At 43.7% G+C, this 24,723-nt stretch carries 22 protein-coding genes; 9 read left to right on the top strand and 13 right to left on the bottom strand.

What is annotated here, in order from left to right; genetic code table 11:
* Positions 1-28 precede the first annotated feature (28 nt).
* Positions 29-1,030 (bottom strand): tetratricopeptide repeat protein, encoded by a 1,002-nt coding sequence (locus tag ACFGVS_RS26900; protein ID WP_439696321.1) that lies wholly within the window; start codon positions 1,028-1,030, stop codon positions 29-31.
* A 111-nt stretch (positions 1,031-1,141) separates the two neighbouring features.
* Between ACFGVS_RS26900 and ACFGVS_RS26895 the strand changes: the two genes are divergently transcribed.
* The 3 genes from ACFGVS_RS26895 (at position 1,142) to ACFGVS_RS26885 (ending at position 3,643) form a co-directional block, all read left to right on the top strand.
* Complete coding sequence (locus tag ACFGVS_RS26895; RefSeq protein WP_439696320.1) at positions 1,142-2,359, top strand: serine hydrolase domain-containing protein; 1,218 nt, start codon at positions 1,142-1,144, stop codon at positions 2,357-2,359.
* 223 nt (positions 2,360-2,582) lie between these two features.
* Positions 2,583-2,897, top strand: coding sequence for a YbaB/EbfC family nucleoid-associated protein (locus ACFGVS_RS26890; RefSeq protein ID WP_439696319.1), 315 nt, complete (start codon positions 2,583-2,585; stop codon positions 2,895-2,897).
* Positions 2,898-2,962: 65 nt separating this feature from the next.
* Positions 2,963-3,643, top strand: coding sequence for a metal-dependent hydrolase (locus ACFGVS_RS26885; protein WP_439696318.1), 681 nt, complete (start codon positions 2,963-2,965; stop codon positions 3,641-3,643).
* A 190-nt stretch (positions 3,644-3,833) separates the two neighbouring features.
* Here ACFGVS_RS26885 and ACFGVS_RS26880 read toward each other — a convergent pair whose 3' ends face one another.
* From ACFGVS_RS26880 to ACFGVS_RS26845, 8 genes are all read right to left on the bottom strand, one after another.
* Positions 3,834-4,025: a hypothetical protein gene (locus ACFGVS_RS26880; RefSeq protein ID WP_090653208.1), complete on the bottom strand. Its 192-nt coding sequence runs from the start codon at positions 4,023-4,025 to the stop codon at positions 3,834-3,836.
* Between the two features lie 71 nt (positions 4,026-4,096).
* Positions 4,097-5,359, bottom strand: a complete 1,263-nt coding sequence (locus ACFGVS_RS26875) for a glucose-1-phosphate adenylyltransferase (RefSeq protein ID WP_090653207.1) — start codon at positions 5,357-5,359, stop codon at positions 4,097-4,099.
* A complete protein-coding gene (locus tag ACFGVS_RS26870) occupies positions 5,356-6,780 on the bottom strand; it encodes a glycogen synthase (protein WP_439696317.1) in 1,425 nt (474 codons plus the stop codon). The genes ACFGVS_RS26875 and ACFGVS_RS26870 overlap by 4 nt, the downstream gene beginning before the upstream one ends.
* Before the next feature lie 315 nt (positions 6,781-7,095).
* The gene (locus ACFGVS_RS26865; RefSeq protein WP_439696316.1) at positions 7,096-7,647 is read right to left on the bottom strand and encodes a Uma2 family endonuclease; all 552 of its coding nucleotides are present in this window, start codon (positions 7,645-7,647) and stop codon (positions 7,096-7,098) included.
* Between the two features lie 212 nt (positions 7,648-7,859).
* Complete coding sequence (gene polA, locus ACFGVS_RS26860) at positions 7,860-10,667, bottom strand: DNA polymerase I (protein ID WP_439696315.1); 2,808 nt, start codon at positions 10,665-10,667, stop codon at positions 7,860-7,862.
* 178 nt (positions 10,668-10,845) lie between these two features.
* Positions 10,846-11,433: a DNA-3-methyladenine glycosylase I gene (locus tag ACFGVS_RS26855; RefSeq protein WP_439696314.1), complete on the bottom strand. Its 588-nt coding sequence runs from the start codon at positions 11,431-11,433 to the stop codon at positions 10,846-10,848.
* A gap of 38 nt (positions 11,434-11,471) precedes the next feature.
* Entirely contained in the window at positions 11,472-11,834 is a 363-nt protein-coding gene (locus ACFGVS_RS26850; protein ID WP_090653202.1) for a four helix bundle protein, read from the bottom strand.
* A gap of 105 nt (positions 11,835-11,939) precedes the next feature.
* The gene (locus tag ACFGVS_RS26845) at positions 11,940-12,284 is read right to left on the bottom strand and encodes a carboxymuconolactone decarboxylase family protein (RefSeq protein WP_439696313.1); all 345 of its coding nucleotides are present in this window, start codon (positions 12,282-12,284) and stop codon (positions 11,940-11,942) included.
* Positions 12,285-12,421: 137 nt separating this feature from the next.
* On the opposite strand from ACFGVS_RS26845, the gene ACFGVS_RS26840 reads away from it, so the two are divergent.
* From ACFGVS_RS26840 to ACFGVS_RS26815, 6 genes are all read left to right on the top strand, one after another.
* A complete protein-coding gene (locus ACFGVS_RS26840) occupies positions 12,422-12,799 on the top strand; it encodes a VOC family protein (protein WP_147052818.1) in 378 nt (125 codons plus the stop codon).
* 183 nt (positions 12,800-12,982) lie between these two features.
* On the top strand, positions 12,983-14,077 hold the full coding sequence (locus ACFGVS_RS26835) for an AI-2E family transporter (RefSeq protein WP_274209462.1): 1,095 nt from the start codon (positions 12,983-12,985) through the stop codon (positions 14,075-14,077).
* A gap of 158 nt (positions 14,078-14,235) precedes the next feature.
* A complete protein-coding gene (locus ACFGVS_RS26830) occupies positions 14,236-15,198 on the top strand; it encodes an MBL fold metallo-hydrolase (protein WP_439696312.1) in 963 nt (320 codons plus the stop codon).
* 26 nt (positions 15,199-15,224) lie between these two features.
* On the top strand, positions 15,225-16,112 hold the full coding sequence (locus tag ACFGVS_RS26825; protein ID WP_439696311.1) for an alpha/beta hydrolase: 888 nt from the start codon (positions 15,225-15,227) through the stop codon (positions 16,110-16,112).
* An 80-nt stretch (positions 16,113-16,192) separates the two neighbouring features.
* Entirely contained in the window at positions 16,193-16,573 is a 381-nt protein-coding gene (locus ACFGVS_RS26820; protein WP_439696310.1) for a hypothetical protein, read from the top strand.
* Between the two features lie 118 nt (positions 16,574-16,691).
* Positions 16,692-17,576: an alpha/beta hydrolase gene (locus ACFGVS_RS26815; protein WP_439696309.1), complete on the top strand. Its 885-nt coding sequence runs from the start codon at positions 16,692-16,694 to the stop codon at positions 17,574-17,576.
* Between the two features lie 173 nt (positions 17,577-17,749).
* Here ACFGVS_RS26815 and ACFGVS_RS26810 read toward each other — a convergent pair whose 3' ends face one another.
* The 4 genes from ACFGVS_RS26810 to ACFGVS_RS26795 form a co-directional block, all read right to left on the bottom strand.
* The gene (locus ACFGVS_RS26810; protein WP_439696308.1) at positions 17,750-18,310 is read right to left on the bottom strand and encodes a hypothetical protein; all 561 of its coding nucleotides are present in this window, start codon (positions 18,308-18,310) and stop codon (positions 17,750-17,752) included.
* A gap of 25 nt (positions 18,311-18,335) precedes the next feature.
* Positions 18,336-19,133 carry an FHA domain-containing protein gene (locus ACFGVS_RS26805; protein WP_439696307.1) on the bottom strand — a complete coding sequence of 266 codons (798 nt, stop codon included), beginning with the start codon at positions 19,131-19,133 and terminating at the stop codon, positions 18,336-18,338.
* Positions 19,134-19,213: 80 nt separating this feature from the next.
* Complete coding sequence (locus ACFGVS_RS26800) at positions 19,214-23,290, bottom strand: FtsW/RodA/SpoVE family cell cycle protein (RefSeq protein WP_439696306.1); 4,077 nt, start codon at positions 23,288-23,290, stop codon at positions 19,214-19,216.
* On the bottom strand, positions 23,290-24,723 hold the full coding sequence (locus ACFGVS_RS26795) for a PP2C family protein-serine/threonine phosphatase (RefSeq protein ID WP_439696305.1): 1,434 nt from the start codon (positions 24,721-24,723) through the stop codon (positions 23,290-23,292). Before ACFGVS_RS26795 ends, ACFGVS_RS26800 begins: the two co-directional genes overlap by 1 nt.

The raw sequence follows: 24,723 nt of genomic DNA, 5'->3' as shown, positions 1-24,723 counted from the left end.
AAAATAGCTCTCCAGCCCCTATCAAATTTTAAAACTTTCTTTCCGCCCCAGCTACCCATGCATCCAGCGCTTTACGCTTATCCTCATTTTGCTGCAGCCACTGCTTGTTAGCTTCCTTATCTGCGCTTAAACCCATCAGCCTTGCAAACGCGGGCATATTGGCGGTTTTACTAAGGCTGTAAAAAAAATCGGCATAATAATGCCTGAAGAAATCATTGCCTGCCTGCTTCTCGGCCAATTGCCCAACTGCTTCAAAAATCGACTTTAGCTGATTTTCCAATACCTCGGCAGGGGTTAAACCTGGTTTTGCTTTCGCTATAGCCGCATTCAACGCCCGGTTCAAAAATATGGTTGATGCTTCGGCTTTGGCCTCCTCTGTTTTAAGTATGCCGCCTTTTAAAATGCTCTGCATGTTGGCGTAGGCCTCATCGCTGCGCGGGCCCTCGGGTTCCAACAGCAAATAGCTGCAAAAGCCCATCAAAGCCGCTGCCCTTTTATTTTGATGAAAAGTTACCAGGCCGTACAGGCGCTGGCTATTGGCATGTTTAGGGTCCAGTTTAATGGCTTCAATGGCGGCCTGCTCAGCTTCGGCAAATTGTTTGGCGCGGAAGTAGGCTATACCAAGGTTAAAATACAAAGGCTGATAGTCGGGCTTTATTTTCAGGCCCTCTTTATAAGCGTCGATAGCCTGTTGGGGTTGGTGGCTGCTGTCATAAATGCCACCTAACAACTCAAACGCCGGGCCGGTAAAATTGGAGTTGGCTTTGGTTACTTTAATCAAATACGGAATTCCGTCGGTGCCCTTACCCGATGCATTCAGGCTGAATGCTATCTGATAATTGGCCTGGGCGTTATCCGGCTCGGTGGCTAAAGCCAGTTTGTATTTTTCGATAGCCCCGGCATAATCATGCTGATTATTAAGCTGGATGCCTTGTTTAATCAACCCGGCAACATCGGTATCCTGCGCCCGAACAGCAACCGAAAATAGTAACACGGGTATCAGCAGCCAGACTTTTTTAACAATATTCATACTTAAACATACAAAGAGTATGAAGTAAACGAAAAAAAATAAAAACTTTAATGTTAACCTGCTGTATAATTTCTAATTTTCGCATTCGTTTTAAGTGTGAGATTCTGATCTATGAAGTTATTGTACAAGAGTACCCTTTCGTTCGCGTCCTTACTGCTGATTTTAACAGCCTGTTCGTCAAAAAATAAAGATAAAGCGCAAAGCGCCGCCGGTCCCGCCACCGCCAAACCACTGGACACCGTTACCTTGCTGGCTTACAACCCCAAAAACGCCGATAAAAAAATAGACGCGGTAATGCAGGAGCTGCACCGTACCCGTGCGTTTAACGGCAATGTACTGGTAGCCAAAAAAGGTAAAATTATTTATGAAAATGCCATTGGCTGGGCCGACTACCTGCACCGCGATAGCCTAAAAATAGGCTCACAATTTGAGCTGGCCTCGGTTACCAAAACCATGACATCAACAGCCATATTGATGCTGATGGAACGCGGCAAGCTTAAACTGGATGATGATGTAAAAAAGTTCTTCCCGGATTTTCCGTACGATGGTGTTACCATTCGTTTGTTACTTACCCACCGCTCGGGGATGATGAATTATGTGTATTTTATTGACGACATATACCGCAGCCAGCACTTAAACCAACGGAAGGGCCTTAGCAATATGGATGCTATGAAGATGATTGCCGATTACAAACCGCATCCTTTTAACGTACCCAATAAGCGTTTTTTGTACAACAACTCCAACTTTATGGTGCTGGGTTCAATCATCGAAAAAGTGAGTGGCCAATCATACGCGCAATTTATGAAGGATAATGTGTTTGTACCGGCCAGTATGATGCATACCGCGGTTTACTCTAAGGCAGTTTATGATAAAATACCCGTACACGTGGTCGGGCACGACCGTGGTCAGTGGAAGTATTCGGTTGCGCAAAACTTTTTAGATGGGCCCGTAGGCGATAAAGGTATCTATAGCACTGTTAAAGATCTTTTCCTGTTTGACAGGGCGCTTCGTGCCGGCATATTGCTAAAGCAAGCTACGCTCGATTCGGCCTACGTGCCACGTAACCCTATGCTGCATGGCCATTTTAGCTACGGCTACGGCTGGCGTACCTTTACTGCTCCCGGGCAGCAGGTTATTTACCATACCGGCTGGTGGCATGGTTTCAGGCACATTTACCTGCGCGATATGAAAAACGATATCACTATTGTTTTGTTATCAAACTTAGCCAACGGCAGCCTGTTAAAACTTGACGACCTGTTTAAGGCCGCCGGCATGCCTATTGTACGTAAAAGCGCATACAACGGTAATGGCGATACGAGCGATGATTAGTCAGTGGTGAGTGGTGAGTGGTGAGTGGTGAGTGGTGAGTGGTGAGTGGTGAGTGGTGAGTGGTGAGTGGTGAGTGGTGAGTGGTGAGTAAAGCAACTTCGGATTAAACCTTTTGGTTTTGAATTTGTAAAATTTAAGAATCAGCAATATTAAATAATTATCCATCTGCATATTTGCACATCTGTAATCTGCACATTTGCATATCTGCACATCTATAAAAGTTATGTTTGATAAAATAATGGAAGCCCAGCAAAAGGCTGGCGAATCGAAAAAACGCCTGGATGCTATTACGGTAACAGGCAGTGCCGAGGGTGGCAAAATTGTGGTAACGGCAAATGCCAATAAAGTGGTAAAATCAATCAATATCGACCCCGATTTTTTGGCTGATGCTGACAAGGAAGAACTGGAAGAGTTATTAGTTGTAGCTTTTAATAAAGCCATGGAACAAGCCGATAACGTAAGCCAGGCCGAAATGGCTGCCATGACCAAAGATATGTTTGGCGGTATGCCAGGTTTGGGGAACTTGTTTGGAAAATAGGTGCCCCCTAGCCCCTGAAGGAGGAACGATAGTTTAGAATAAAATAATTTAAACATTAATCTACGATGAAAACTACATATTACGGTCAATCGACTGTTGAAATTGAATTGGGCAGCGGCACCAGGCTTTTGTTTGATCCTTTTGTGACGTACAATCCGTTAGCTAAGGATGTTGATTTACAAAGCCTGAAACCAGATTATATCCTGGTATCACACGGGCACGGCGATCATGTTGCCGACCTGATAGAGGTGCAAAAAAACAGCGGTGCCAAAGTTATCTGCATCGCCGAAATTGCCAACTGGCTAAACAGCAAAGGCATTGACAATGTACACGGGATGAACATAGGTGGTGGTTTTAACTTTGATTTTGGCCGGGTTAAAATGGTGAACGCGGTGCACTCCAGCACCATGCCTGACGGCGCCGCTGGTGGCAACCCCGCGGGTTTCCTGTTAACTATCGAAGGTAAAAAAATCTATTTTGCCGGCGATACCGCCCTTACCTACGATATGAAACTGCTGGAAGATGAAAACCTTGACTGGGCTTACCTGCCTATCGGCGATAACTACACCATGGGCGCCGATGACGCCATTAAGGCCGCAGGTTTTATTAACTGCAAAAACATCATTGGTATTCATTACGATTCTTTTGATGTGATTAAAATTGATAAGGGCGAGGTAAGGGAAAAATTTATTAAAGCAGGATTGAATTTGAAGCTGCCTGTTATTGGCGAAACAATGGATTTGTAAGCGAACGAACTTTGCTTACAGCTGTGTTATTGCGCATATCCGATACTAACGTCATTGCGAGGTACGAAGCAATCCCGAACTATGTGGGACTTAGCATTTCGGGGATTGCTTCGTACCTCGCAATGACGGAATTAATAAATGAAAAAGCCTCCCGAAATACTCAGGAGGCTTCTTTTGTTGCTGTTGAAGGTTACTTTCTCATCTTCATCGTGTCTTTTTTCATTGTCGAATCCTTCTTCATTTTTTTCTTCTTCATTTTCTTCTTTGTAGTATCTGTTTGCATAATACCATGCGTAGTTTTCACTGTTGCGTTACCGGCAAATGCAAAAACGCTTCCGAAAGAGACTGCTGCTAAAGCAATCATACAAAGTGCTTTTTTCATAGTTGTTATGTTTTATAGTTTTTATACCATCAATAACAAATTAACTATGGATTGTTTTTTATTTCGTTTAATTAAATAATTGTACCGTTAGGAATAATCGCGCGTTTTTTAACAACTACAATACCATCCTGCACGGTATGAGTACCGTAATCGCCATCGGGCAGCAATTCGCCACAGTTGATGCTCACATCGTCGCCTATATAGGTATTTTTATCGATGATGGCATTTTTTATCTTTACCCTGTCGCCTATACCCATAATCGGCGAACTGCTCAACTTCAGTTCGGCAATTTGCTCAAGCGTTTGGTAGTTATCGCTGCCCATTACATAGCAATTTTCAATTTCAGTATCAACTCCTATCCGGGTACGGATACCAATAATAGAGCGGGTAATTGTTTTAGCGCTGATGATACAACCGTCGGCGATAATAGATTTATTTAATGTAGTGCCAGACACTTTTGATGGCGGCAGCATACGCGCACGAGTATAAATATGATTTTCGCCAAAAAGGTTAAACTTAGGTATCTCGTCGGTAAGGCCCAGGTTAGCATCAAAAAATGATGGGATGGTACCAATATCTGTCCAGTAGCCCTCGTACTGGTAGCTCAAAACCTTATGATTAACTATAGATTGCGGGATAATCTCTTTACCAAAATCGGTACGGTCGTTACCTTCCAATAATTCATACAACAGTTTACGGTTAAAAATGTAAATCCCCATCGATGCCAGGTAAACCCTGCCTTCAGCTTTCATTTCATCGCTTACATCAGAGGCCCAGCTCTCAAAGTTCGATTTTGGTTTTTCGATAAACGCCGTAACCATGCTATCGTCATCTGCTTTCAAAATACCAAATCCAGGAACATCAGCCGCGTCAACGGGGATAGTAGCAATGGAAATTTCGGCACCGGCATCGATGTGCTTGGTTATCATGTCATCAAAATCCATCTGGTACAATTGGTCGCCCGATAGAATCAGTACATACTCAAACTCATGTACAGCCAGGTGGTGTAAACTTTGCCTTACCGCATCGGCCGTACCTTGAAACCATGATACGCTTGATGGGGTTTGCTCAGCAGCCAAAATATCAACAAAAGCATCGCTAAAGCTGCTAAAGTGATACGTGTTTTTAATGTGTTTGTTTAGCGAAGCCGAGTTAAACTGCGTTAACACATAAATACGTGTAATACCCGAGTGCAGGCAATTGGAAATGGGAATATCAACTAAACGGTACTTACCGGCAATTGGCACAGCCGGTTTTGAACGTGTTGCCGTTAGGGGCGATAAACGACTGCCCTGGCCACCGCCAAGCACAATTGAAATTACTTTAGATGTCATATCAGAGGGTTTAAACTTTCATAAAGGTTTATATATTCTTTGGCCGATCTGTCCCACGAAAAATCGAGGGCCATCATGCGTTTGCGGAGTATTTGTAGTTGCGGCTGGTTTTGGTAAAGCGCGGCAGCACGGCTTATGGCGTGGCAAATATCATCTACCGAAACCTGGTTAAACCGGATGCCGTAGCCGCCTTCGTCGCCAAAATCAATTACCGAATCGATTAAGCCGCCTGTGCTGCGTACCAGCGGCATGGTGCCATAACGTAAGGAATACAGCTGGTTAAGCCCGCAAGGTTCCACCCGCGATGGCATCATCAGGAAATCGGCGCCGGCATAAACCACGTGCGCCAGGCCTTCGTCATACCCAATAAACACATTGCATCTGCCCGGGTATTTTGCCTTAAGTTCAAGCAAGGCCAGTTCCATATCTTTGTCACCCGAGCCAAGGATAAAAAAGTTAACCTCATCGCCATATTGCGCCAGTGTGCGGTCAATTGCTTCGGGCAGCAGGTCGGCGCCCTTTTCAATCACCAGCCGGCCGATGAAGGTAAACAGGGGCTTCGAGGCATCCAACCCAAAACGGGTGCAAAGTGCTTCCTTATTTAATTGCTTTCCCTTCGCCAGGGTTTTAGTATTAAAATGGCTCGGAATCATGGGATCTTTCAAAGGATTCCAAACTTCGGTATCAATACCGTTGATGATACCATGTCCTTTTGCTCTTTCGATATAAAAAAGGTATTCCAACCCGTTTGAGTTAATGGTAAGTTCGCGCAAATACGTTGGCGATACCGTGGTATACAGCCAGCTACATTTTACAGCTGCGGCCAGCGGGTTTATACCGCCAGCCCAATCAAGCAGGCCTGTTGAAGCCGGATCAATCTCGGGCAGGTATTGAAAATGCTCCCAACCAAAAGCGCCATGATACTGGCCGTTGTGTATGGTAAACACTGTAGGCACATTGGCCAGCCGTTTGTACAATTTGGAATGGTAAAGCAGGAAAGGTACCAGGCCCGAGTGATGATCATGACAGTGGATAATGTCCGGTGTTTGCTGCGAATAGCTGATCCAATCTAAAAAAGCCAGCTGGAAAGCAATAAACTGCTCCCGTTCGTCGGGATAGCTGTATACATTTTCCCTGTCAAGCAATCCGGGTATGCGGACTAAAAATAATTCAAAACCCAGCTTATCGGTTTTTTCTTTTAAAATTTCAAAGTAAAGGCGGCGGGTGTTTAGTAAAGTTACAGCAGTAAAAACAACATCAAATTCGTTTTCTTGCGTAAACTTGCGATCATAGTAGGGCATTACGACTGCTGCCTGCAAGCCTGCCAGATTTTGATATTTAGGCAATGCGCCAACAACATCTGCAAGGCCGCCAACTTTGGCAACGGGGTAACATTCGGCACTCAAATGGAATATTTTCATTCAGGTTTTATTGGCTCAATTTAAGGAAAGATTACCAAAAGAGAAACCTATAATCATTAATATAGTTTTTTAAATTTACTGAGAAGATTGTAAAAATGTTATTAACGTTTAGACGGAATAGTTGTAAAAATGATAGCAAAAACAGCTAAATTGAACTTAAACAACGTTGAGTATTGAGTACACTAAGGTGGAATTATTTACTTGAAACGGATTTTTATTGGCAGGACGCCGGATTTATGGGACGTATACCGATGGATTATACGTAAAATTTGCAAAAGCCGCAGAAAGCATCGTTGAAACACCATCATTACACCATCAGAAAGATATCCGGCAGGATAGAATCGCCGATTTTAAAACACCGGTTTCCTCGTATGTTTGCTCATATAAACCAGTAACACCGAGAGTAAGCAAAATAACTTTATTGTTTTCAGGATCGATAATAAAGTATTCCTTAACGCCTGCCGATTCATAAAGCGAACGTTTTTTTTGGGTATCGTACGCCCTGTTTGTCGAAACAATCTCAATAATTAATCGTGGCACACCATGAACACCATTTTTTTCAACAATATCCATTTGGTCATTTAAAACAACAAACAGATCTGGTTGTACTACGGATTTTTGTTTTTCGAAGTAAACATCAAAAGGAGCAGTAAATAATTCGGCTATTGGGTTACTGGTTAAATATTCGAATAAGAGGGAAGTTAACTTTATTAATAATTTTTGATGTTCACGGGATGGCGGCGGCGACATACTTAATTCATTGAAAATAACTTCACAGCGGGTACCTTCGGGCAACATACGATAAATATCAACAGCGGTAGATGGGATCTCCGTTATAAAGTTTTGATATTTATGTTTTTCGTCCATGATCCCGGTAATCTTAAAGTGATAACACAAATATAATTAATTGTGTTGTAAAAAGATTAACTCCTATTTTTCAATTGATTTTAGAAAAAAACGTGCCACTGTCTGTTTACGACAGCAGCACGTTTTTATTTTAAGTGGCATATTGATAATTATGCCCGATCGAATTTCTAACTTAATCAACCCAATCTAACTCAATCAACTATTGACCATTATCAATGTGCCTCCAGCCAATTCAACCCAGTACCAATCTCTACCATAATAGGCACCGTTGTTTTAATGGCGGTTTTCATATTATGCATAATGATGGGTTTCACAATTTCAATTTCGTCATGAGGCACATCAAACACCAACTCATCATGTACCTGCATGGTCATGCGGGCATCCAGCTTTTGGGCTTTAAATTCGCGGTGGATGTTAATCATGGCAATCTTAATCATATCCGCGGCCGAACCTTGTATAGGCGCATTGATGGCATTTCGCTCCGCAAAACCACGTACCGTAGCATTGGCCGAATTGATATCGCGCAGGTAGCGGCGGCGTCCCATTAACGTACATACATAGCCGTTTTCGCGGGCAAAGTTCATAGTATCGCTCATGTATTGTTTAATACCCGGAAACTGGGCAAAGTACTGCTCAATAATATCCGCAGCTTCTTTACGCGGGATGCCTAAGCTTTGTGATAAACCAAAGGCCGATTGCCCGTAGATAATACCAAAGTTAACCGCTTTGGCATTACGGCGCTGTTCGCCGGTTACTTCATCCAAAGCTACGCCATAAACGTTTGCGGCCGTGGCGGTGTGGATATCCAGGTTATCAACAAAGGCCTGCATCATGTTGGGATCTTTGCTGATCTCGGCTATAATACGCAATTCTATCTGCGAATAATCGGCAGATACAATGCTGTGGCCTGCATTTCTGGGAATAAATGCTTTACGCACCTCCCTGCCCCGCTCAGTACGGATAGGGATATTTTGCAGGTTGGGGTTAACGCTGCTTAATCTGCCGGTAGCGGCAACCGCCTGGTTGTATGAGGTATGCACCCTGCCCGTTTTAGGATTTACCATAGTTGGCAAAGCGTCAACATAAGTTGATTTTAGTTTTTGCAGCTGCCTAAAATCTAATATATCTCTTACGATATCACTTTTAGCGGCTAACGACAGTAATACATCTTCGCCGGTTTGGTATTGGCCTGTTTTGGTTTTCTTGGCTTTAGGGTCAAGCATCAGTTTTTCAAACAGCACCTCGCCCAACTGCTTTGGCGATGCGATGTTGAACCTTACCCCTGCTTTTTCGTATACAGTTTTTTCCAGTTTACTAATATCGGTCTCCAGCTCTTTACTGAATTCGCCCAGCGTAAAATGGTCTATTTTCACGCCTTCAAATTCAATGTCGGCCAAAACGTAAATCAATGGATGCTCTATCTCGTGAATCAGCTTTTCGCTTTCCACCTCTTTCAATTTCGGTTCAAATACAGATTTTAACTGAAGGGTGATATCGGCATCCTCCGCGGCGTATTCCTTTATTTTTTCTATCTCCACATCGCGCATGCTGCCCTGGTTTTTACCCTTGGGGCCAATAAGCGAGGTGATGGAAACCGGCTTATAGCCCAGGTAATTTTCTGACAGGATATCCATGCCGTGGCGGGTATCCGGGTCGATAATATAATGCGCCATCATGGTATCAAACAGCTTACCCTTAACCTGCACATCGTACCATTTCAGCATCAGGATATCAAACTTGATATTTTGCCCTGTTTTGCCGATACTTTCATTTTCCAGTACCGGTTTAAACTCGTTAACTATAGCTTTAACGGCTTCCTGGTCTTCAGGGACCGGCACATACCAGGCCTCGCCTGGCTTTATCGAAAACGACAGGCCAACCAATTCGCAATAATTAGCATCAGTACCGGTGGTTTCCGTATCAAAGCAAAAGCTTTCCTGTTTTTCAAGGATGGCTATCAGCTCAGCGCGTTTTTCAGCCGTATCGGCCAAGTGATATTCGTGTGGTACGTTATCTATATTTTTAGATGCTGTTACAAAGTCTTCGCGGATATCTTCTACATCCACCGTCATGGTTGTGCGGGCCGTAGCAGCAGGCTCGCCAAACAGGTCGGTTTGGGTACCGGCAGATTTAAACTCAGTGATGGTAAAATCATCGCCAAACACACGCCTGCCCAGCGTGCGGAATTCCAGTTCGGCAAAAAGGGGCTCTAACAGCTCTTTACTTGGCGCGCCAACTTCCAGTCCTTCCTCGTCCAGTTCAACAGGTACATTTAATAATATAGTAGCCAGTTTTTTTGACAGTAAACCCTGCTCGGCAAACTGCTCAACATTTTCGCGCTGCTTGCCTTTAAGCTCGTGACTATGGGCAATGATGTTTTCCATCGAGCCGTATTGTTTAATGAGCGATTTGGCCGTTTTCTCGCCAATGCCGGGGATGCCGGGAATATTATCCACCGCATCGCCCCAAAGGCCTAAAATATCTATAACCTGTTCAACCTTTTCTATTTCCCATTTCTCCAGCACTTCCTTCACGCCCAAAATTTCCATCTCGTTCCCCATGCGGGCGGGTTTGTAAATGCGGATGTTATCAGATACCAGCTGCGCAAAATCCTTATCGGGTGTCATACAATAAACCTGGTAGCCCTTTTGCTCAGCCTTTTTGGCCAGGGTGCCTATAATATCATCGGCCTCGTAACCATCTGATGTGATCACCGGGATGTTGAAACCCAGTATCAGTTTCACTACATAGGGTAATGCCTTTGATAAATCTTCGGGCATAGCCTCGCGGTGGGCCTTGTAATGTTCATAATCTGTATGGCGTTCGGTTGGCGCTTCGGTATCAAAAACCACGGCCATGTGGGTTGGTTTTTCTTTTTTCAAAACATCCAGCAGGGTATTGGTAAAGCCCATTACCGCTGATGTATTCATCCCGCCCGAGGTAAACCGCGGACTTTTACTCAAAGCAAAATGCGCCCGGTAAATAAGGGCCATGCCATCCAAAAGAAATAGTTTTTTCATAATTATATTAACACTAATTGCACGGATTTAATCGAATTTCACGAATTACCTGCAATGGCTCTATGCAAAAATAGAATTAAATCCATGATAATTATCGCCAATTAAAATTCGTGTAATCCGATTAAATCAGCGATAATTCGTGTCTAAAAAAATTCGTGCAATTCGATTAAATTCGTAACTATTCGTGTGTATACTTGAAACTACACTCCGGTATATGATCATTCACCATACCCGTTGCCTGCATGTGGGCATAACAAATGGTGGTGCCAAAAAACTTGAAACCCCGCTTTTTCATATCCTTACTAATAGCATCCGATTCGGGCGTACTGGCGGGGATTTTATGATGATGGTTGATAATTGGCTTACCGCCGGGCATAAAGCTATACAGGTATTTATCAAACGAACCAAATTCCTTTTGTATACCAATGAACAGTTTAGCGTTGTTAATGGCTGCCAATATTTTTAGCCGGTTGCGAATAATACCGGTATCCTGCATCAGGCGTTCTACATCCTCATCGGTAAAGGCAGCTACTTTGTGTACGTCAAAACCGGCAAAAGCTTTGCGGTAGCCCTCCCTACGGCGTAAAATAGTTATCCAGCTTAAACCAGCCTGGGCAGATTCAAGGATCAGGAATTCAAAAAGGGTATGGTCATCGTGTACTTCTTTGCCCCACTCTTCGTCGTGGTATTTGTTATATAGTGGGTCGGTTCCGGCCCAGGAGCAGCGGATTAAGTCTGAAGTATTGAGTTCTAAGTCTGAAGTCATTTTTTTTGTCTTTAAGTAAAATAGGTCGTAATTATTGGCTATTTGAATTTATCTGAGTTATTTATCATGTAGATCAACAGAAATGAAATTTCTTCGCTTTGCTTGTTAAGCTCGTAAAATTTCTCTTGTGTAATATAATTGCATGCTAAAGAAGCATCCAGCCAAGCTTGCGTTTCTGCGTTTTCCATTTCCGCATCGGTAAGCTTGCTTATAAAGTGATTGGGGTATTTCCGCTTTTTATAGGATTCTGCAATTGAAGCAAAAACCGACCTCGATGACCTTCGTATTTGGTCAATAAGACTATAGGTTTCTTCTTTGGGAAACGTTTTCGTTAGCCAGAAAATTTCCATTGACAGGGCGAATGCTTTTTTGTAAGCAATCAAATCTCTAAATGAGCTCAAATTTTTAAATTAAGTAGAAAGTGTGCATAGTTTTAAATGCAATGGACGTTTTCATAAAACCAACTTTTGGCTTAAGACTTCGAACTAAAGACTTACGACTTAAAGCTAAGCTTCGTTTAGTTCATCCCAATACTCTACAGCACGTCGGTAATGCGGAATTACTATAGATCCGCCTACCAAATTGGCTATCATAAATATCTCGTTCATTTCGTCGCTGTTAACGCCGGCTTCGTGGCATTTGCCAAGATGATATTTAATGCAATCGTCGCAACGCAATACCATACTGGCAACCAGGCCAAGCATTTCTTTGGTTTTTACATCGAGGGCTCCTTCAGCATAACTGGTGGTATCCAGCGCAAAAAAACGTTTAATATTGGTATTGGCCGTTTCCATTATCCTATCGTTCATTTTGGTGCGATAGCTGTCAAATTCTTTTATAAGTTTTCCCACTTTTTTAATTATTGAATTAGTGATTTACTGAATTAGTGATTTTTGACAATTTTACTAAATTATTTAGCATTTTCAATAAAAATCTATAATTTTATCCCAAGTATTTATCTCAACTTTTACAGCTTAATTAAAAAACCATGGAAAGCTTATCGCCCAATATTTTTGTTAAGGATATAAACGAAACTATAAAATTTTATCACCTGCTGGGTTTCGAACTGGTAGTAACCGTACCCGAAACCGGTAACGACCTCATTTGGGCTATGATGGCCAAAGGGAACGTAACCATGATGTTTCAAACCATGGCCAGCCTGGGCGAAGAACTTCCCGATATTAGCCGGCAGGATGGAGCGTCGATGCTGCTCTATATTAAACTCAAAAACATCCGGGCTTTTTTCGAATCTGTAAAAGATCTGGTGCCTGTTTTGAAAGGCTTAGAAACAACTTTTTACGGCGCTACCGAGTTTTCGATTAAGGATAATAACAATTACGTGCTTACGTTTGCCGAAGACGAGTAAAACGACTAAGCCGGCCAATAGGTTCAAATCCTCAAAGTAAGTTTCACCTTTTACCAGTACATATAAATTTACAACAAGCTGTTGCGGAAGAAAAATGACTTTTGCGTAATAATTTTGTATCTTCAAACCTCGGGTACCGTTTTGTGTTAAGGTATCTGAACACACCAGATAATCATCTACCCTATGCCGGCAAAAAAAATTATAGCCCCTTTTTATGAACGACTTGCGCTTACCCTGCTGGGTTTTCTGGCCCTTGGTTACCTGATCATCATCGGCAAAGATATCCTCGACCCATTAATCTTCGGGTTTATATTTGCCATCCTGTTGCTGCCGGTTTCTAACTTTCTCGAAAAAAAACTGCGCCTGCCGCGCAGCATGTCGTCACTGGCATCTATCCTTTTATTGGTGGCCCTGGTTGGCGGTATACTATACCTGGTAGGCTCCCAAATATCAAACCTCACCAATGATTGGCCAATGCTTAAAAGCCAGGTATCGCAATCCATTCACGATTTGCAGGATTGGGTGCAATCGGCATTCCATATCAACGCGGCCAAACAGCTAAAATATGTAGATGATGCATCCAAAAAAATAATGGAATCTGGAACCGACGTGGTAAGCACTGCTTTTGGCGCAATCTCGTCGCTCATGATATTTTATGTGTTTATCATGATCTTCACGTTTTTTATTTTGCTTTACAGGCGGCTTCTTCTTCGGTTTATCATCTGGGTATTCCGGGACGAGAACTCGGCGGTAGTGATGGACATTGTAGAAAACGTTCAATCTATCATGAGGCAGTATATACTCGGGCTATTGCTTGAAATGTTTATTGTAGCCAGTGTTGCCATTACCGTTTTTTTATTAATCGGCATAAAATACGCGGCGTTACTGGGTATCATTGTAGGTTTATTTAACATCATTCCCTATATCGGTATTTTCACAGCGTTGCTATTAAGCACCATCATCACTTTTGCTACCGGCAATATTGGCAAAACTGTAACAGTGGCTGTTAGTGTAATTGTAATACACGCAGTAGATGCCAACTTTTTGCTGCCAACTATTGTGGGTTCAAAGGTGAGGCTTAACGCCCTGATCTCGTTCATCGGCATTATTCTTGGCGAGATGATCTGGGGGCTTTCGGGCATGTTCCTTTCCATACCTGTTATTGCTATTTTCAAAATCATATTTGATCGTATTGAGAGTCTTAAACCCTGGGGTTACCTATTAGGAGGCGACTATGAGTCAAATAAAAAAGCTGCCGAAAAGCTGAAAGTTGAATAATATCAGTTCAGGCATTAAATCATGTGACATTGAGTTTTGTGGGAGTTGTTACTTCAGCTATCATTTAAAACAGCTTTTATTTTTGTTTAATTGATGGGTATATCATTAATTTAGCACCATAACAATTGTGCTGTACTGCAATTGAAAATCTACCTTTAATGATCCGTAAATTCCTTGCTTTAAGTGCTATTCTATGTGCTTTGGTGCCTTTTGGGGTAAAGGCACAACTTAAACCGGCGCGCTCATTCAGGCTGGTGCCTTTGGGTGTGCTCGGCGGCATTGATGAAAGCAACCTATCGGCTTACATGCTGACAGCAACCGGCAGTAATGATTACATATGCTTAGATGCCGGCACGCTGCACTACGGCATAAAAAAAGCCGTCGAAAACAAGGCTTTCCATGTTTCGCAGGAGAAAGTATTAAGGCAATACATTAAAGGATATTTTATTTCGCATGCCCATCTCGACCACCTTGCCGGCCTAATCATTAACTCGCCAGAGGATAGCACTAAAAACATTTATGGCCTGCAAAGCACACTCCAAACACTCAAAACCCATTACTTTACCTGGGCAAGTTGGGCCAACTTTGCCGACGAAGGGGAAAGTCCCGCTTTAAAAAAGTTTCATTATAAACCACTTGAACCTGGAAACGAGGTGGCTATAGAAAACACCGCGCTAAAAGTGCAGGCATTCCCACTAAGCCATTCAAACCTCACCAGCACCGCCTTTTTGGTGCACAGCAATGAGGCCTATATATTATATTTAGGCGATACCGGCCCCGATGCTGTTGAAAAAAGCACCAACCTGCAAAAGCTTTGGGAAGCTGTTGCCCCTCTGGTTAAAAGCAAACAATTAAAAGCCATCATGATTGAGGTTTCGTTCCCAAGCGAACAACCTGATAAAACGTTATTTGGCCACCTTACCCCACATTGGTTAATGGTCGAAATGGACAAACTGGCCTCATTAACCGGCCCGGATGCCGTCAAAGGGTTAAACATTGTTGTTACACATTTAAAACCGCCGGCAAACAGCATTGTGAAAATAAAAAACGAATTAAAAGTTGAAAATAAATTACAACTAAACCTGGTTTACCCGCAGCAAGGCAAACCGCTTACTTTTTAACAGCTACCAACCCCAATTTAGGATATATGAAAAATACTTTGAAAACGTGCCTGCTCCTTTGCTTCCTGGTAAACGCCGGCAGCACATTTGCCCAACAAGGCAAAGTAATTGAAGAGCAAACCATTAAAAGCAAAATTTTAAAGCGCAACGTTAAATACACCATTTACCTGCCTGCCGATTATGAAACGGCTAACCGTACCTACCCTGTGGTATACCTTTTACACGGATACTCCGACGACAACACCGGCTGGTTACAATTTGGCGAAGTAAACCGTTATGCCGACCAGGCCATTTTAGATGGTACTATTCCGCCAATGATTATTGTAATGCCGGATGGCGGTACCAGCTGGTATATTAACTCATATGATGGGAAGGAAAAATACGAGGATTTTTTTATAAAAGAATTTATACCCCACGTTGAGCAGGCCTATCGCATAAAAACCGAAAGACAATACCGCGGAGTTGCCGGCCTTTCCATGGGTGGCTACGGTACGCTGATTTACGCTATTAAATACCCGCAGCTGTTTTCGGCAGCAGCGGCATTAAGTGCTGCGGTATTCCCGGATGAGCAAATGGTTAACCAGCCAGATGATAATTATGAACATGTTTTTGGCCAGTTATTTGGCCGTGGATTGAAGGGTAAAGACAGGCTGACTAAAGACTGGCAAGCAAATTCGGTGTTGAACCTGGTACAAAATAAAACGGCAGACGATTTGAGCAAAGTGCGCTACTGGATTGATTGCGGCGATGATGACTTTTTAACCATAGGCAACAGTATGCTGCACATAGCCCTGACAGAAAAGAAAGTGCCCCATGAATTTAGGATGCGCGATGGTGCCCACAACTGGACGTACTGGCGCACCGGCATCACCAATGCCCTCAGCTTTATAGGCGATGGTTTCAGGCAGAAGTGATAGATGTGCGGCAGATGTGCAGATTTAAGATGTGCAGATGGATTGAAAAGATAGATGAGATAATGTTTCACTGTTGATAAATGGCAAAGGATTTTAAGTTGACGGTTTCGACAGACCGTCTGGAAAAACTTGCGGATGGCACGCTACCGATAGCAGAATTTTTGAGCGTTTTTTTGGGCGACGATCAAAACAACGCCAACATGCGGCAGGGCCTCGCTTCTTATTTTTATGAAAACGGAGGATCGCCAGAAGTGCGGGAATTTGATATAGTCGATGCTAAGTTTAGTACCCGTGACTTAACGGGATCATTCAAATGCATATTCACGGTGTATTATTTTTTCACCTGCAGTGATATTAAAAACGATAAACGCGAAAACATAACCTGGAAATTTAAAATTGACGGGGTAGGCTTAACCATTGCTTTTGTAGGCGAAGAGCCATGGGTGTGGGATGCGGATTGATTTTAAATGTGCAGATATGCAAATTTCAGATGTGCAGATGAAAATGGAAACATTTCAGATCTATAGATTTTATTTTCAAATTTTCAAATCCTCAAATTTTCAAATTGATTAAGATACTATGAAAAAACTTATTCTGATCTGCTTACTCCTCTTTACTTCCATGGCATTTGCACAGCATATTCCGGCCGGCAAGGTGATAGAGGAACAAAATGTAAAGAGCGACATTTTGGATTACAACGTAAACTACGCCATTTACCTGCCTGCCGATTATGAAACGTCAAACCGTACTTACCCGGTAGTGTACCTGTTGCATGGCTACGGCGACGACCAAACCGGCTGGCTGCAATTTGGCGAGATTAACCGTTATGCTGATAAAGCCATCGCCGAAGGTAAAATTCCGCCGATGATTATTGTAATGCCCGATGCAAAAACTACATTTTACATTAACTCGTACGATGGTAAACGTAATTATGAAGATTTCTTTTTCAAGGAATTTATCCCTACCATCGAAAAAGATTATCGCATAAAAGGCACTAAAAAATACCGCGCCGTAGCCGGTTTATCTATGGGCGGATTCGGAACTTTAATTTACAGCATTAAACATCCCGAAATGTTCTCGGCTGCGGCAGCTTTAAGTGCAGCCGTACGCAACGAGGAAGACTTTATGGGCATTACCGATGCCCGCTGGGCCGAGGCGTACGCTAAAGTTTTCGGCCCCAACCTTAAAGGCACCGAGCGACTGAATGATACATGGAAAGCAAACTCGATTTTGGGCCTTATCCAAACCAAAACAACCGACGATCTTAACGATGTACGTTACTGGATTGACTGTGGTGATGATGATGCCCTAAGCAAGGGCAATTCCCTGTTACACGTTGCCCTGATGGACAAGAAAGTCCCCCACGAGTTCCGCATCCGCGATGGTGCCCACAACTGGACCTACTGGCGCACCGGTATCATTGATGCATTAAACTTTATCGGGGATAGTTTTAGACAGAAATAGGCAGCGGATGTGCAGATGAAGGAGCGGATGTGCAGATGTGCAAATTTCAGATGTGCAGATGAAAAGGATAAATTTCAGATATTCGGAATCTCATTTTGAAATTCTCAAATCCTCAGATTTTCAAATTGATTAATCATCTGCACATCTGTAATCTGAAATCTGCACATCTAAATCTACTGGTCACTCAACAAATCAATACAGTTCTTTCTCAATTTTTCCAGGCGGGCGGGCAGGGTGCCAAGGGCGGCTTCGTTATTTAAATTGGTATAGAGTACCTTAATAATTTTCAGGGTGTTTTCATCCGGATCGCAAGCCTGGGCTTTTTCAAGGTGGGGTAAAGCCAACCGTGCTTTTTCAATATAATTCAGGTTCATCACCACGGGCTTTCCCGAAATATCTTTGATATACAGGTAGCCTAAAGCACGGTGCGCCACGTAATAATCTGGCTGGGCAGCCACAACTATTTTGTAATATTTAATGGCATTGATACTTTGGTTATCGTCTTCGTAAAGTTTTGCCAGCGAGTTATAAAATGCAACGCGTACTTTGGGCGTCAGTTTGGCTGTATCGGGCAAAATCTTTTGGGCAAGAGCAATTGACTGGGCAGCATCATCATTCAGCTTTGCCACATTAAAATCAAGGTAACTATCATAAACCTGTTCGGCTGTTTGAGCCTGGGTTACGGCTCCCGAAAACAATAATAAAAGCAGTACTAATACCTTTCGGGTCATCATAGATAAATTAACTTGCTATTAATAATTATCCTTCTGCCTTAACACTAAACAAAAACACTACCGATTCGCCCAATATTACCTGGTCGCCTTCATTCATGGGGTGGCCAATCTGGGTCGAGTTAAGCTTAATCAGCTTATCATCAGCTGCTATGCTGATCTTGGTTTTATTACGCGGCGGGACACCACCTTCATCGGCAAAAATCATAAAACATTCCGCGTCTTTATTCCATTCAATATGGGCGTGCTGCCTGCTGATAAATTTGTTGCTGGGGTCGTTACTGTCAGCAGGGAATATAATCTTGTTCAGCCTGTATGATCCGTTCTCCGTTACCACTTTTTTATCCCGGCCAATATTAATCTTGCCATCGGTAGCCTTAATCAAATACTCTTCCTGTTCAGCCTCTCCGCTTAGTATCCTGATATAAGCAATGGCCGACGATGCATTATGCGCCACCTGCCTGCGGGTATGCATCTGGAAAGCGGCGTCAATCTCGGGAACCTTTGGCACATCGGCGGGAAGTTTATCTGCAAAAATCACATCAATGGTCCAGTCATCGGGCAGCTCTATCGCGTAGTCATCAGCAATCCGTTGAATCTCGTTCCTGAATACTTCCTTTTCGTGCACATAAACCGCACCTTCGTAAAGATGTTTGTCGTCGGGGTCTGGTGCCAGGTAAAGCAGTAGCTCTTTGATGTGCCTGCCTTCGCCGCCTTCAACCTTTTGCAGGGCCTCTTTTATAAAACGTAGTATGGCTTCGCGCAGGCCCTTTACATCAACCTGCCCCTTTTCTCCGCCGCTTTTACTAAAAAAACTAAATGCCATGTTGTTAAACTCTAAATAAGAAATTCTAAACTCCAAAAAAGAAACCTAAATCTGCAATCCCACTCCTTACTGACTACTCCCTATTCACCACTCACCACCTCATCGGTAATACTTTTCATATAGCCTTTCTCCAAAAGGAAAGGGATCACGTGTTTACCCGCTAAATGTACCGCATCTGACGATCCTTTGGTCGATTCGACACGGATACAAACAACCATATTGCCTTTTCCGTTTGCCTCAGGTGCAAAAAATACATACCAGCCATCGTTTACGCTTTTATTTTTAACAATACGCTCGGGCGTACCGCTTTTACCGGCAACTGCTATACCCAATATAGGCACCTTTGGCGCGCTTTGCGTTATCATATATTGCTTCAGCAAGGCGGCATAATCTGGTTTATCGGCCAGGGTAATACCGGCCTTTACAGGCATTTTTGTTTTGCCAACATTCAATACAAACCGATTGGCTAATAACACGCCATTATTGGCTACGCCTGATACCAGCCGGGCAACAGATGCGGGGGTAGCAATCAGCTCGCCCTGCCCCCAGGCCATACCCGAAATACCTTTGGCCCTGGTTTTATGGATATTGTTAGGATCGTACCGGGGCCTGGTATTAAACTCGGTTTTACGCCACAAATTGCGCCACTTTTCTTCCTGGGCATCGTTTTCGGCAGGTTTGTTATAATAGTAGCCTCCTACCCCATGCAAAAACATGCCGGTTTTCATATACAGGTTTACCATATACTCTTCCAGGTGCTGCTGGTTGGCCAATTTAATAAAATATACGTTGTTTGATTTGGCAATAGCCCGTTCCATGGTAATGATACCGGTTTCGTCAGGCTCAATACCTTTGGTACGGATCCGCTCTTCCATGCTTACATGGTAGGTTACTTTAGATGCATCAATGCCCAGTTTGTTAAATGCCGACATGGCTGTTAATACTTTAGCTGTTGAACCCGGCTGCGAGGCATAGGTAAAGCCCAGATCGGTAGTAGTCATCCAGTTTGATAATTTATTCTGATCTGCTTGCGACATGGTTAGTTGATCCCAGTTGTGCACCGGCGGCAGCGGATACTGTGCCGATACCAGTACATCGCCGGTATTGGCCTCCATCACTACAACGGATACCCGGTTATCATACAAAGAGGTATCGGTAGCTATAGATTGCTGAATTTTTGTTTGCAAATCGGCATCCATAGTCAGTTTTACATCCCGATTACGGTTTTTAAACGCGGCCACTTCGGGGCCGTTAATATCGGCTAACAGCAGTGGCGCCAATTCACTATAATCCTTCTTAGCTACCGTCATTTCCTTTACGCCACGGGGCAAAAACCTGTCTTCCTGGTAGCGCGAGGCTTTTACATTGTAACTGCTGATGGGCATTTTAAAACCACGCAACTCGGCCGCGTGTTCATACTCGGCAAAGTAACCGTTGGTGCTGCCATTAAATACACCGGTATTTACATCGCCCGTCCAAAAAAACATTTGTTCTTCAAAGGGGTAAAACCGTTCCAGCCGCTTGTGCACTGCCGAATCGAGGTTATAATCTTTTACGCCTGCTACAGCCAGTTTTTTCTGTTGCTTCGCAATAAGTTCTGGCTTACTGGTAGCCAGGATCAATCCGTTCCTGTCCAGTAATGATCCGGCTTGCAGCCTGTTCATCAAAATGGCAATCCTTGGGTTATAGCTAAACATCCGCAGCCCGCTTTTATCAGCTACCAACGCGGGTTTTACCACCCATTTTTTATTATCGGCGCTGTAGCGCGATACATTTACGGTTAACAACACTACACCTGCTAATGCTGCCGCCAAAGCGGGCACCAGGTTTTTATCTTGTTGTTTGGTAATGTAATCCATTTGTACCTGGCTGCCTTTTACCAATGATACCGACAGCAAAAACCCGGTTGCCAATAAATTGATTACCAACGACGAGCCACCATAACTTTCAAACGGCAATGATACGCCCGACAATGGCAAAGCACCAATGGAGCCACCGGCTATCAGCAAAAATTGCACAAAGGTACATACGCCAATACCGGCGCTTAAGTAAAACAACAGGGGCGTACCCGTTTGCCGCCCAATAATTATCGACCGGTGTAAAAACAGCAGGAACAATATAAATACGGCTGCCATGCCAGCCCAGCCAAACTCCTCGCCTATTGATGGCAAAATCATATCGGTATGCGCTTCGGGAATGGTTTTAGCAAAGCCCTGGCCAACGCCTTCGCCTGTTAAACCGCCACCGGCCATTGCCCAAAGGCCGTTGGCTACCTGGTCGCCACCGTATACTTCGTTATTCCACGGATCCTGCCAGATTGCTTTGCGTTCAACCAACCGCTCGACAGGGCCGGGGATAATTTTATCTAATCCCGGAATTTTGTCGATGGTTAAAAAAGCACTGATCACAATTAATGCCATCACTGCCGATTCACTTAAGTATTTTGGCTTCCAGAAACCAAACAAACCTAATATGCCGAAAGTAATACCAGCACTTAACCAAACATTATCAAAAAACCAGGTGATAAGCACAAAAAGTACAACAAAACCGGCCATTGATAAAAAATCGCCACGGGAGAAAGAGAACAGGATGATAAAAGTAAAGCAAATTACCATGGCAGGTCCCAGATCACCCAAAACTAAAAACAGCAACAGTGTTATCAAAGTGGCTATCAGTGCCGATGAAAAGAACGACAAGCGCTTGCTCCAGCTGGCATACTGGCTGATGAATTTTTCATTAGCGGCAAAAAATCCAGCCAGGAAAATAATCACCAGGTATTTTACAATCTCGCTTGGCTGAAAGCCCAGCAGGTTTACCTTAACCCCGCTACCCTCGGGCCCTGTACCAAATAAAATGGTGCTAAACAAAATGCCCATAGCCACAATAACCCACGGCCATCCATTTGCAGCGCTGCGTACATTTTTGAATACCAGCAAACGGTATAAACCCGAGTCGGCAGTAAGTTTGCGCAGGTTGATAAACAGTATAATGCAGATAATACCTACGCCAATGCCCAGGTAAATGAGGGTATCTTTTGCTAAAAACCTATCCCTTAACGGATCCTGCAGGCTTAATAAAGTAAGAAACGAGATCCCGGTAAGTACCATTACCAGGGGTAATATGATTTGATCGGCCTGCGGATAACGGTAACTTAACAGGATATGAATAATAATAAACCCTGCAAAAAAGCTGGCCGCAATAATCCAATACCAGGTGTTAAAATCGTCGATGGTGCGTACAATAAATGCTCCCTCTTTTTTAAGAATATTGAAATCGCGGGTTGACAGCAGCTTAATACTGTGCGGCGCCTGCACAAAGTTTATCTTTTTATCGCCATCCAGTTCGACCACCCCCTGCGACCGGCCAAACTCAAAACCTGGCTGCAGGGGTAATAGCTCAAAAGCCTTATTAGTAGGAAGGTTTTTAAACTCATACCGGCCGCCAACATCGGTTCGGGCAAATGCCGTAAGCGACTGTAATTGCCGCTTTTTATCGGCATTGGCAACAAACACCTTTTTTGCCGCCGGCAAATTTTCGGTAGTAGTGTTTTTGGCAGCCGTTTCCTCGTCAGAATAAATGCTGTCTCTTGGCAATATCATATTCAGCCTTACTAAAACGCCTGCAACCGGTTGTTCTTTGTGGGTTATCTTGCCACTGATGCTATAATCGCCCAGGCCAAGATCATTTTCGGCGGGAATTTCGGGCGGGTGATTTTTTTCCTGGCTAAACCGGATGGAGTCTTCGCCCGTATAGCCCAGCAATTCGCGCGAATCCAGTACCCGCTGCCTGAATGATTCGCCGCCTTGTTCTATAGCCTCATCGGCATTAACGTAATATTTGCGTTTATTCAGTTCGCCCGCATTATCAAAAGCGCCAGCCGAGCTTGCCTTGGCGGCAATAACAGACTGAATGTAGTCCACATCCCTGGGGTCATCAAAGTAGTAGCCTTTTTTTAGTAGCGCGGCTACGTTTCTGGCCCTGTTTGGGGCATTCAGATTTACAATGGTACCGTCTTGCAGGCGTTTATCAATATCTGTAAATTTTTGCTGCAAAACCACATATAGCCGACCAAAAAGCAAGGTCAGCAAAATGCCTGTCAGTAACAAAAACAATCGTTCTAACCGCCTGCCGGGAGCTTTGGGTGTGCCCTTATCCATTAGTGCTTGATGGCTTTGGGTAACGAATCTATTTTGAACATGCCCCCAAACAACCTGCCCGATACATACTTTTTATCAGGAAACAGGTAGGTAGTTTGCACAGGTGTTACGCAGTTGCTAAACTGTACATATTTTAATACCAGGGCATCGTTATGTGTAATAACTCCGGTTTTAAAGCCGTCAAATGCAACACTATCCAGCACCACATATTTGCTTTTTGGCGATAACATGAAAGCCGCGCCCTTATAACCCGAATCGGGTTTAAAAACAATTTTGCCTTTTGCCTTTATGTACAGGCTATCCCTGCCAATATAAATGGAATCGCTTAAAACTATCGGCTCCTTAAAGTCGGCGGCCGAAAGTATAAGGGTGTTCCCCTTTAACTTATTCAGCGTATCCTGCAGCTTAATCTCGCCTGCGCTCTTTGGCCTTGCAATAGACCTGGCGGCAACCGGTTTTGTTTCGTCGTGCTTTAGCTGCTGGTTTATCCAGTATTGCCACACAAATCCGCACAAAACTACCAGTAACAATATGGCAAGTAAAGCAACCGCGGTGCGATTGCTTTTTTGCTTAACAGGTACCGTTTCGGGCCCATCGGGTAATTTAGGGCGATGTTTAGGATCAATAATCTCTTCGGCAACCTTAGCCGAAGCAACCGGCCGGGTTACATTTTGAACACGCGGCGCCTTGTTGTTATGTACCAGCACCACGGTCACATTATCTTTGCCGCCCTTATTATTGGCCGCCTGTATCAGTTTAGCTGCCTTATCTTCCAATTCGCCTGCGCCGGTCAGAATACTTTTTATCAGGTTTTTATCTACCAGGTCGGTAAGGCCATCGCTGCAAACCAATAACATATCGCCGGGTAAAAACGGCGAGTGGCCGGTTTCTACAAAGTCAGCATCTTTAGCAATGTTAGGGTCAAAACCAAGGGCTTTATTAATTTCGTTGCGCTTAGGGTGATCCATAGCGGCTTCTTCGCTTAACCGGCCCGAATCTTCCAGGAAACCTACAAACGAGTGATCTTTTGAAATTTTAATGAGCGAATTATCGCGCAGCAAATACAAACGGGTATCGCCCACATGGGCATAATAAAACTGGTTATTTTCCAGGTCGACCACCGCAAGCGTAAGTACGCAGGCCATGTTCTGCAACTCCTTATCGGCTATTTTTTTTTCGTAAATTTGCTTGTTAGCGTTAATAAAAGTGTTCACCAGCAAGGCGCTCACATTGCCGGCGATGTACGATAGATCTTTAATAATGGTCTCGCGCGCAATTTCGGCAGCAACCTCGCCGCCTACATAACCGCCTACCCCATCAATTACACAGGCCAAAATAAAATTGCCATCATTGGCTTTTTGGGCAATAAAGGTATCCTCGTTATTGTCCCTCTGCCTGCCGGTATCGGTTAGTCCGAAATAATTATTTGCCAT

The sequence above is a fragment of the Mucilaginibacter sediminis genome (genome assembly GCF_051903035.1).
Classification (GTDB): domain Bacteria; phylum Bacteroidota; class Bacteroidia; order Sphingobacteriales; family Sphingobacteriaceae; genus Mucilaginibacter.
The sequence above is the reverse complement of the archived record's forward strand: the minus strand, read 5'-3'. Positions and strand labels throughout refer to the sequence as shown.

Bases quoted from the DNA above. Each gene is read 5' to 3' on its own strand.
- polA (WP_439696315.1), bottom strand. From the start codon at position 10,667: ATGAAAAAACTATTTCTTTTGGATGGCATGGCCCTTATTTACCGGGCG.
- ACFGVS_RS26820 (WP_439696310.1), top strand. From the start codon at position 16,193: ATGGCAAAGGATTTTAAGTTGACGGTTTCGACAGACCGTCTGGAAAAA.
- ACFGVS_RS26870 (WP_439696317.1), bottom strand. From the start codon at position 6,780: ATGAAAATATTCCATTTGAGTGCCGAATGTTACCCCGTTGCCAAAGTT.
- ACFGVS_RS26900 (WP_439696321.1), bottom strand. From the start codon at position 1,030: ATGAATATTGTTAAAAAAGTCTGGCTGCTGATACCCGTGTTACTATTT.
- ACFGVS_RS26855 (WP_439696314.1), bottom strand. From the start codon at position 11,433: ATGACTTCAGACTTAGAACTCAATACTTCAGACTTAATCCGCTGCTCC.
- ACFGVS_RS26800 (WP_439696306.1), bottom strand. From the start codon at position 23,290: ATGGATAAGGGCACACCCAAAGCTCCCGGCAGGCGGTTAGAACGATTG.
- ACFGVS_RS26885 (WP_439696318.1), top strand. From the start codon at position 2,963: ATGAAAACTACATATTACGGTCAATCGACTGTTGAAATTGAATTGGGC.
- ACFGVS_RS26875 (WP_090653207.1), bottom strand. From the start codon at position 5,359: ATGACATCTAAAGTAATTTCAATTGTGCTTGGCGGTGGCCAGGGCAGT.
- ACFGVS_RS26825 (WP_439696311.1), top strand. From the start codon at position 15,225: ATGAAAAATACTTTGAAAACGTGCCTGCTCCTTTGCTTCCTGGTAAAC.
- ACFGVS_RS26795 (WP_439696305.1), bottom strand. From the start codon at position 24,723: ATGGCAAATAATTATTTCGGACTAACCGATACCGGCAGGCAGAGGGAC.
- ACFGVS_RS26810 (WP_439696308.1), bottom strand. From the start codon at position 18,310: ATGATGACCCGAAAGGTATTAGTACTGCTTTTATTATTGTTTTCGGGA.
- ACFGVS_RS26840 (WP_147052818.1), top strand. From the start codon at position 12,422: ATGGAAAGCTTATCGCCCAATATTTTTGTTAAGGATATAAACGAAACT.
- ACFGVS_RS26830 (WP_439696312.1), top strand. From the start codon at position 14,236: ATGATCCGTAAATTCCTTGCTTTAAGTGCTATTCTATGTGCTTTGGTG.
- ACFGVS_RS26815 (WP_439696309.1), top strand. From the start codon at position 16,692: ATGAAAAAACTTATTCTGATCTGCTTACTCCTCTTTACTTCCATGGCA.
- ACFGVS_RS26890 (WP_439696319.1), top strand. From the start codon at position 2,583: ATGTTTGATAAAATAATGGAAGCCCAGCAAAAGGCTGGCGAATCGAAA.
- ACFGVS_RS26805 (WP_439696307.1), bottom strand. From the start codon at position 19,133: ATGGCATTTAGTTTTTTTAGTAAAAGCGGCGGAGAAAAGGGGCAGGTT.
- ACFGVS_RS26865 (WP_439696316.1), bottom strand. From the start codon at position 7,647: ATGGACGAAAAACATAAATATCAAAACTTTATAACGGAGATCCCATCT.
- ACFGVS_RS26895 (WP_439696320.1), top strand. From the start codon at position 1,142: ATGAAGTTATTGTACAAGAGTACCCTTTCGTTCGCGTCCTTACTGCTG.
- ACFGVS_RS26880 (WP_090653208.1), bottom strand. From the start codon at position 4,025: ATGAAAAAAGCACTTTGTATGATTGCTTTAGCAGCAGTCTCTTTCGGA.
- ACFGVS_RS26835 (WP_274209462.1), top strand. From the start codon at position 12,983: ATGCCGGCAAAAAAAATTATAGCCCCTTTTTATGAACGACTTGCGCTT.